The organism is Trichlorobacter sp. (assembly GCF_030247655.1).
Classification (GTDB): Bacteria; Desulfobacterota; Desulfuromonadia; order Geobacterales; family Pseudopelobacteraceae; genus Trichlorobacter.
The window spans coordinates 1-8,310 of sequence record NZ_JAOTRZ010000123.1; the positions used below are offsets into that span (position 1 = coordinate 1).

The 8,310-nt window shown below is 57.4% G+C and carries 6 protein-coding genes and 2 pseudogenes; 4 read left to right on the plus strand and 4 right to left on the minus strand.

Translation table 11 applies throughout. The features are described from left to right. The 4 genes and pseudogenes from OEL57_RS10935 to OEL57_RS10950 all read right to left on the minus strand — a co-directional run. Positions 1–503, minus strand: a pseudogene (locus OEL57_RS10935) (hydrogenase); the annotation flags it as partial. A gap of 4 nt (positions 504–507) precedes the next feature. After that, positions 508–1,149 (minus strand): hydrogenase, encoded by a 642-nt coding sequence (locus OEL57_RS10940; protein ID WP_300740572.1) that lies wholly within the window; start codon positions 1,147–1,149, stop codon positions 508–510. Positions 1,150–1,154: 5 nt separating this feature from the next. Continuing rightward, positions 1,155–2,063 carry a respiratory chain complex I subunit 1 family protein gene (locus tag OEL57_RS10945; protein WP_300740577.1) on the minus strand — a complete coding sequence of 303 codons (909 nt, stop codon included), beginning with the start codon at positions 2,061–2,063 and terminating at the stop codon, positions 1,155–1,157. Beyond that, a complete protein-coding gene (locus OEL57_RS10950; RefSeq protein WP_300740573.1) occupies positions 2,063–4,078 on the minus strand; it encodes a proton-conducting transporter membrane subunit in 2,016 nt (671 codons plus the stop codon). The genes OEL57_RS10945 and OEL57_RS10950 overlap by 1 nt, the downstream gene beginning before the upstream one ends. Before the next feature lie 187 nt (positions 4,079–4,265). On the opposite strand from OEL57_RS10950, the gene OEL57_RS10955 reads away from it, so the two are divergent. From OEL57_RS10955 to OEL57_RS10970, 4 genes and pseudogenes are all read left to right on the plus strand, one after another. Next, the gene (locus tag OEL57_RS10955; protein ID WP_300740578.1) at positions 4,266–4,955 is read left to right on the plus strand and encodes a PTS sugar transporter subunit IIA; all 690 of its coding nucleotides are present in this window, start codon (positions 4,266–4,268) and stop codon (positions 4,953–4,955) included. Next, positions 4,952–6,943, plus strand: a complete 1,992-nt coding sequence (locus tag OEL57_RS10960; RefSeq protein ID WP_300740574.1) for a proton-conducting transporter membrane subunit — start codon at positions 4,952–4,954, stop codon at positions 6,941–6,943. Before OEL57_RS10955 ends, OEL57_RS10960 begins: the two co-directional genes overlap by 4 nt. A gap of 34 nt (positions 6,944–6,977) precedes the next feature. Continuing rightward, positions 6,978–7,460, plus strand: a complete 483-nt coding sequence (locus tag OEL57_RS10965) for a DUF3124 domain-containing protein (RefSeq protein WP_300740575.1) — start codon at positions 6,978–6,980, stop codon at positions 7,458–7,460. A gap of 91 nt (positions 7,461–7,551) precedes the next feature. Further along, positions 7,552–8,310: pseudogene (locus OEL57_RS10970) on the plus strand (glyceraldehyde 3-phosphate dehydrogenase NAD-binding domain-containing protein); the annotation flags it as partial.

Sequence of the window (8,310 nt, forward strand, 5' to 3'; positions counted from 1 at the left end):
GCCAGAAACAACAGCCCAAGCAGGGCCAGAGCGATCCCCACGGAACAGATCATCAGATATTTCCAGGTGGCCTCAATGGAGCGGGCATTACGATTAAAATAGATCAGCGGAGCCATGGAGACCGTCGTTGTCTCTACCGCCACCCAGAGCAGCCCCAGATGCTGGCAGAGGGTTACCAGCGACATGGCCGCCAGGCAGACCAGCAGCCCCAGGCAGAGCACCCGGTTGGAACGTTCCTGACGGTACGCCAGATAGCCGACCGCGTAGACCCCGCAGACCGCAAACAGGGTACTGACTGCCAGCAGGGTAATCTTGCCCAGCGGGTCCAGCCAGAGCCAGCTGCCCGGCACCTTGATTGACGGCGTGACAATCAGATAGAGGCTTAGGGCCAGATGCGGCAGTGCAATGGCTGGCAGCATAAGCGGACGCAGACGGTTACTGGGTATCAGCCAGGCGATCAGGGCCCCCAGCAGCGGCAGCAGCACGAGTAGATAGGTCAGCATCCCCCTATTCCTCCCGAAGTGTCTGCAGTCGTGAGGTGTCCACCGTTGAAAACTCACGATTGATATGGTTGATCACAATCCCCATCACAAAAATCCCCACCAGCAGGTCCAGTAGTGCGCCAGCTTCAACCATGAACGGCATCGCCTCGGCCAGCAACAGACCAAAGATAAAGATCCCGTTTTCCAGCACCAGATAACCGATAACCTGGGATATCGCCTTTTTACGGGTGGTCAGAATCAAAAATCCAGCCATCAGCGTGGCGATGGAAGCCGGTACAAACAAAAGATCCCGGTGTTCCGGCGCCAACGGCAGCTTCTGGGCAAACACAAAAGCCAGGGCAGTAAAGACCGCTCCCAGCAGCAAGGTGGGCACGTAGCCGATGAACGGCTCAACCTCACGCCGGATCTGGGCCTTGCGCACTGCATCATTCAGCAGATACGGGATCACCAGCCCTTTGGCCAGAATAATACTGGCGGTAATAGCCAGCAGATGCCCGGAAAAAGGATGCAGCAAACCTGGTATAATCCCCAGAATTACCCCCTGGGCTGCCACGGCCCTGATCACAAAGGCCATCCGGCTGGAACCGAGCATGATGAAGTTGATCAGCATCACCAGCACCAGCAGTTGATCGGCAAAGGAAACCATCTGCATCACCTCACTATCAGCAACATGGCAAAGGCGGAAAGGATCGTGGCTGCCACCAGCAGTTGCGGAATTCTGACCATCCGCAAGCGGGCCATGACCGATTCCACCACACCGATCAGCACGGCCAGGAACAGCATGGCCACCACAAAAAGAGCCCAGTCAATCAAGAGGTTACCGGTCTTAAACGGCAACGCCAGATTCACAAAGACCGCACCCAGTACAAACAGTTTTAAAGCAGCACCGTATAGAATCAGGCCAAAAGCAGGACCACTGTGATCCAGCACCATCACTTCATGAATCATGGTAAGTTCCAGGTGGGTATTGGGATCATCAAACGGTATCCGGCAGTTTTCAGCCAGCAGCGCAATGAACAACGCCCCCACCAGCAGCAGCATGGCCGCCCCGGCCTCACCCCAGACCGTTGGCGAAGGGTAGAGCAGCATCGGAGTCAGGGAAAGACTCTTGCTCATCCGGGCCAGGGTGATCAGGATAAAAAACAGGGTCGGTTCCACCAGGCAGGCAAAGGTCACTTCGCGGGCCGCCCCCATCCCTTCAAAGGGGGAACCGGTATCAAGGGCGGCACTGGTGGTAAAGAAACGGGCCAGACCAAACAGATAGGCGAACAGGATCATGTCACCGTTAAAGGAGATGATAGCCGGATGATTGCCCAACGGCACCAGCAGCGCGGCCACTAAAGTTGCCGCCAGGGTCACCACCGGCCCGGCCCGGAAGACCCAGGTGGTGGTACTGCTGAAGACCGATCCTTTGCGAAACAGCTTGACCAGGTCGTAGTAGGGCTGAAAGTAAGGGGCACCCAGACGGCCTGCAAAGGCTGCCTTGGTTTTGTTGATCACCCCCAGTAACAACGGCGGCATCAGCAGCAGCAACAGAACATGAAACAGGATGCTCATCATCATGGCTGACTCCAGACCATCAGGACAAACAGAGTGGCAAAGATATACAGAATATAGAGATGCAGGTGCCCGTGCTGCATCCGGCGCAGCCAGGCCAGACACCAGTCAGCCCCCCGCAGGGATGGAATGATCATCTGATCCAGTATCCGTTCTGTGGTAACAGTAACAAAACGGCTTGAAGCGGGGAAAGCACCGCTCAACCCGGACAGCTGTCCCTGTGCCCCAACCAGACCGCTGATCAATCCGGTAACCAGTTCAGAAAAAGCACTCCCCGTGTACTGCATCCGGGAAGTTGGCGCCAGATAGCCGCAGCCCCAGGTACTGGATGCGGCAACGGGAGCCCGCTGCACCAGAAAACGCCAGATCAGCCAGACCACCAGCATCCCGGCCACCAGCAGGCCATTTACCAGAGAGATCTGCTGCAGCGGCACCGCATCGGCAATCTGGGCAAATAACTGGGGGGAGACACCCACATACTGGATCACGGCTGGTGCCACCAACTGCAGTAGCAATGGCGCACCAAATCCGCCAATCAGACAGAGTCCTGCTAAAAGCCCCATCGGCAGCAGCATGGCAAGCGGTGCTTCATGGCCGTGCGCTGTTGCAGGATCACGGGCCACACCAAGAAAAACTGCACCATACAGTTTAACAAAGGTAATCACCGCCAGCCCGCCCACCAGGGCCAGAATTGGAGCCACGAAGCCGATCAGTGGCAGGTCTGAAAACATGCCGTCTGAAAACATGCCGTCAGAAAAAGCGCCAAAATAGAGAAACAGTTCTCCAACAAAACCGTTCAGCGGCGGCAGGCCGCAGATGGCAAGTGAGCCAACCAGAAACAGGGGGGCTGTACGGGGCAGGATACGGGAAAGCCCCCCCATCCGGTCAATCTGACGGGTACCGGTGGCATGGATGATCGCCCCGCTGCCTAGAAACAGCAACGGTTTAAACAGGGCATGGTTGATGATATGGATAAAGGCCCCGGACAGCCCCAGTACAGCCAGCACCCGATTACCGGACTGCAGCCCCACCAGCGCCATGCCAAGGCCGATACAAATGATACCGATATTTTCAATACTGCTGCAGGCCAGCAGACGCTTCAGGTCTCGCTGTGCCGAGGCCAACGCAATACCGGTAATAGCCGAGACCGCCCCCAACAGCAGCACCAGCCAGCCAAACCAGACCGGCAGCTGCTGAAAAAATGAAACCGTTCTGATGATGCCGTAAATCCCCACCTTCAACATGATACCGGACATCAGGGCCGAGGCATGACTGGGGGCATTGGCATGGGCTCCGGGCAGCCAGATATGCAGCGGCATGATACCGGCCTTGGCACCAAATCCGATCAGGGCAGCCACCAGCATCACCAGAGTAACCATACTCCCCAACGCCAGACTGTGGGCTGCAGGAAACGCAAAAGAACCGGTTTCTCCCTTTAGCAGGGAAAACAGCACAAACAACGCGGTGGTACCAGCATGGGTGGCCAGCAGGTAGACCGTACCGGCCCGTTGCACCTGCAGGCTCTGCTGGTCAGTCATCAACAACAACCAGGAAGAAAGGGCCATAATCTCCCAGGCCATCAGTAGCAACACGCCATGACGGGCCACCAGCACCAGCGCCATGGAGGCCAAAAGCAGACCGGAAAACAGGGTGACCCGTTTTTCAACAGCAGGCTGGCTGGCAGCAGGCAGATAGGCAAGACCATAGAGGGAGCAACAGAGAGCTGCCAGTAACAGCGGAAGCAGAAAGAGTGCAGAGAGTGGGTCAACAGAAAGTTCACAGGGGCCAAAGGGAAGTGGCCAATCAAGCTGGTACGTTTTTGCAGGGACACCATTAAGTATTCGCAGCGCCCCTGCCATCCCCCACAAGGCGGCGCAGACGGTGATACCAACCGAGAGGATCTGACCTGGTCCGGGCCGCTTCAGCAGCAGGCCGGGCAGGCCGCTCAACCCAATCAGCGTAATTGCCCACAACAGGCTGCCGACCGGATCAACGTCTATGTTCCAGACAAAGACCATAGTAAAACAGTTCCATTAATTGAGAAATAGCGCTGGACTAGTTAATACAGAGACAGCGTTTTAGCAAATGCCGTTTTTCTATACCACAGACCCCAATAACATGGTATATTTTTTTGCCAGATGCCGCATATTAGGCCTAGTTACCATAGAAACAGCGTTACTACGTACCATGAAAGGCACCACCGTTATGCAGCTAAAAGCAGCAGACGCAGCCCAGGCCCTGCATGTGGATGAAAAAACTGTCCTGCGCTGGATCAGGAACGACAAACTGCCAGCCGAGCAGATCCGGGGGGATTACCATATAAACCGGGTTGATCTGCTGGAGTGGGCCACGGAGCGGGGCATCAAGGTTGATCCAGCCATCTTTGAGCTTGATGACTCAGATGACACCCGTCCACTGCCACTGTTAAGTCAGGCGCTTGAGGCAGGCGGAATTCACTGCAATGTGGTAGGCAGCGATGTCCAGTCAGTGCTGCAGCAGGTGGTGGACCTGCTTAGCCTGCCGGAAGAACTTGATCCTGATTTCGTCCTGCAGGTACTGCTGGCCCGGGAGGCGATGGGCACCACGGCGGTGGGTGACGGTATCGCCATTCCCCATGTCCGCAACCCGTTGCTGCTACGGCTGCCGGTACCCAAGGTATCACTCTGTTTTCTGGCCCAGCCGGTTGATTTTGGCGCGCTGGATGGCAAGCCGGTACAGACCTTGTTCACCATCACCAGCCCAACCGTGCGCACCCATCTGCATCTGCTTTCAAAACTGGCCTATGCCCTGCGTGATGACCGGCTACGCCAGGTCCTTAAAACACCCTGTCAGCGGGAGCTGATTCTTGCAACCCTGCGTCAGATTGAAAGCGACATAGGAAAGGCAAGCCCATGAGCTACGGGGCCTGGGGCATTGATCCAACACTGCTGCTGATGGGTGCGGTGTTGCTTGCCGCCCTGTCCGGCCTGCCAGCGATGTTGAAACTGCTTTCCCCTGTCCCTGCCCAACGCCTGAGCGTCTTCCTGATTGCCGTTGCCACTATCCTTGGGCTTGGCGCAGCACTCAGCAGCCTGCTTACCGGCAACAGCACCAGCTACCTTGTGACCCTGTCACTCCCCTTTGGCCCGCATATCCTTGCCCTTGATCCCCTTTCCGCCCTGTTTGTAATCCCGATATTGCTGGTTGCCTGCAGCTGCAGTACCTACAGCCTGGGCTACTGGCCCGCTGACCAGCATCCCCGCACCACCCGCAAGATCACCTTTTACTTCGGGCTGCTGGTGGCAGCACTGCTCTGGGTGCTGGTGGCCCGCTCAACAGGCCTGTTCCTGATCGGCTGGGAGATCATGGCCCTGGCCGCCTACTTTGTGCTGACCACCAATGACGACGAGGCCGAGGTACGCACAGCAGGCAGTCTCTACATGATCTGCACCCACACCGGCACCCTGTCACTGTTTGCGCTGTTTTCCCTGCTGGCAGCACAGACCGGCAGTTTTCTGCTGCCACAGGTTGCCAGCCTTGATGGAACCGCCCCCTTTGCAACTGCAGCGCTGCTGCTGGCCCTGCTGGGCTTTGGCCTCAAGGCCGGCATCATGCCGCTGCATATCTGGCTCCCCTCTGCCCATGCCAATGCCCCCAGCCATATCTCAGCAATCATGTCCGGGGTGATCCTCAAGATCGGCATCTACGGCCTGGTCCGCACCCTCTCCTGCTTCACCGACATCCCGCTCTGGTGGGGGATTACGGTCCTGGCCCTGGGGGTGATCTCCGGTGTGGTCGGTGTGGCCTTTGCCATTGGTCAGCATGACCTGAAACGGTTGCTGGCCTACCATAGCATTGAAAATATCGGCATCATCTACATCGGCATCGGTGTGGCCCTGATCGGTGCCCATAACGGCTCCAGCCTGCTGATCCTGTTGGGGATGGGCGGCGCGCTGCTGCATGTGATCAACCATGCCCTGTTCAAGTCATTGCTGTTTCTAGGGGCCGGATCAATCATCCATGCCATCGGCACCCGGGAGATTGACCGGATGGGCGGGCTGCTGCGCCGGATGCCCTGGACCGCCTTCTTTTTTCTGATTGGCGCTGTTGCCATCTGCGGCCTGCCCCCCTTAAACGGCTTTGTCAGTGAACTGTTGATCTATCTGGGCCTGTTCAACGGCGCCATGCAGGGCAGTGGTGCGGCAGCAGTTGCCCTGGCAGCACCGTTTCTGGCACTGGTGGGTGGGTTGGCAGTGGCCTGTTTTGTCAAGGTTTTTGGGGTGGTCTTTCTGGGGACTGCCCGGACTGAACAGACAGCCCTGGCCCACGAAGCCGATAGCAGCATGAAGCTCCCCATGGCGCTGCTGGCGCTGGTCTGCACTACCATCGGCCTGCTGCCTGCCCTGGTTGCGCCATTGCTGGATCGTGCCGTTACCGCCTGGCATCCCGGACTGGCAGCATCAGACCTTCGACTGGCTATAGCTGCACCACTGGGATGGGTTACCGTGCTGGGGCTCACCCTGCTTGCTGCTATCACCCTTTTCTACCGGTTCAGTCCCCGCCGCAGCAGTGATCCAACCAGTGAAACCTGGGGTTGCGGCTATCTGGCACCCACCAGCAGGATGCAGTACAGTGCCTCCTCCTTTGCAGAGATGTTGATCAAGCTGTTTGCCGGCATCCTGCGTCCCCATAGCCACCAGCCAGAGATCAGCGGTTCATTCCCGTCATCCACCCGCTTTGCAAGCCATGTACCTGAAGCCGTACTGGAGCGGATCTATCTGCCGTTCCTGACCTGGGCCAATCAAAAACTGACTCCGCTGCGTCACCTGCAGCATGGCCATCTGCACCTGTATATCCTTTACACCCTGCTGACATTGATTGCCCTGCTGGCCATTCCCCTGTAAACTATCCCAATCCCGACTTCATCAGGAGACTGCCATGACGCTATTCAACCGGTCACAAACCACCCTTGCCGCCACTATTTTCTGCCTTTCGCTACTACCAGCACTCTGCTGGTCCGCAGAGCTCCAACGCTCACGGGGGCAGACCGTCTATGTCCCGGCCTACTCCCATGTCTTTACCGGGCCACGGGCCAATCCGTACAACCTGGCCATTACCCTGACGGTCAGAAACACCGACCCCAGAGATGGCATGGTTGTTACCGCCATAGACTACCATGACCACAACGGCAGACTGATCCGCCGCCACGCCCCCTCACCGCAGAGCCTGGCACCACTGGCCTCCAGCTATGTCCACCTTGAAGAAAAGGATACCAGTGGCGGTTTTGCCCCCAAGTTTATTGTGCGTTGGGAGACTCAACGCCCGATCAGCCCGCCGGTGATTGAAGCGGTCATGATCGGTGCCACATCGGGTCAGGGCATCTCCTTTGTCAGCCATGGACAGGTCATTCAGGAACGGTAACGCTTGCTGCAAAAATGTGACAGGCTCTTGACAGATGCCACTAACTCGGCAGATGATTGGGAGTTTTTATTTTATGCGAGGGGACAACGGTATGAAAAGCAAACAGGAAGATCACCTGAAGGAGTGGCAAGGACTGGAAGAGGCAGCAGAGCAGATCCTGCCCCTGGTCGGCCAGCTCTACCGCGAACGGAACATTGTCTGTACGGTCTATGGCCGTTCACTGGTACACAGCACCACCATCGACATCCTCAAGGCCCATCGCTTTGCCCGTCTGATCATTGATGAAGAGTTGTCAGCGCTTAAAACCCTGCCGATTGTCGAGGCGATCTGCCAGCTTGATCTGGCCCCGGCCCGGATCGATATCGGCAAGCTTGCCATTGGTTTCGGCAACCAGCAGTCAACCACCAGTGTCCGTGACTACCTTGCTGCTGAGTTGGCAAGCGTCAACACCGGCCGCCACACCCTGCTGGATGAGCCGCAGGATATCGTCCTGTACGGCTTTGGACGGATCGGCCGACTGCTGGCCCGCCTGCTGGTAGAAAAATCCGGCAGCGGCGAAAAACTGCGCCTGCGGGCAGCAGTGGTACGCAAAGGCAGCGCCGATGACCTGCTCAAGCGGGCCAGCCTGCTGCGCCGCGATTCTATCCACGGCCAGTTCAGCGGCATCATCACCGTGGATGAGGAAGAAAACGCCATCATCCAACGGCAACATGATCAGAATCACCTATGCCGATGCACCAGAAAATGTAGATTACACCGCCTACGGTATCAACAATGCCATCCTGATCGACAACACCGGCAAATGGCGCGACCGCGAAGGACTGGGCCGCCACCTGCAGGCCAAAGGCAT

Excerpts from the sequence above, each read along its gene's own strand:
- OEL57_RS10945 (WP_300740577.1), bottom strand. The coding sequence starts at position 2,063 with ATGATGAGCATCCTGTTTCATGTTCTGTTGCTGCTGCTGATGCCGCCG.
- OEL57_RS10950 (WP_300740573.1), bottom strand. The coding sequence starts at position 4,078 with ATGGTCTTTGTCTGGAACATAGACGTTGATCCGGTCGGCAGCCTGTTG.
- OEL57_RS10940 (WP_300740572.1), bottom strand. The coding sequence starts at position 1,149 with ATGGTTTCCTTTGCCGATCAACTGCTGGTGCTGGTGATGCTGATCAAC.
- OEL57_RS10965 (WP_300740575.1), top strand. The coding sequence starts at position 6,978 with ATGACGCTATTCAACCGGTCACAAACCACCCTTGCCGCCACTATTTTC.
- OEL57_RS10955 (WP_300740578.1), top strand. The coding sequence starts at position 4,266 with ATGCAGCTAAAAGCAGCAGACGCAGCCCAGGCCCTGCATGTGGATGAA.
- OEL57_RS10960 (WP_300740574.1), top strand. The coding sequence starts at position 4,952 with ATGAGCTACGGGGCCTGGGGCATTGATCCAACACTGCTGCTGATGGGT.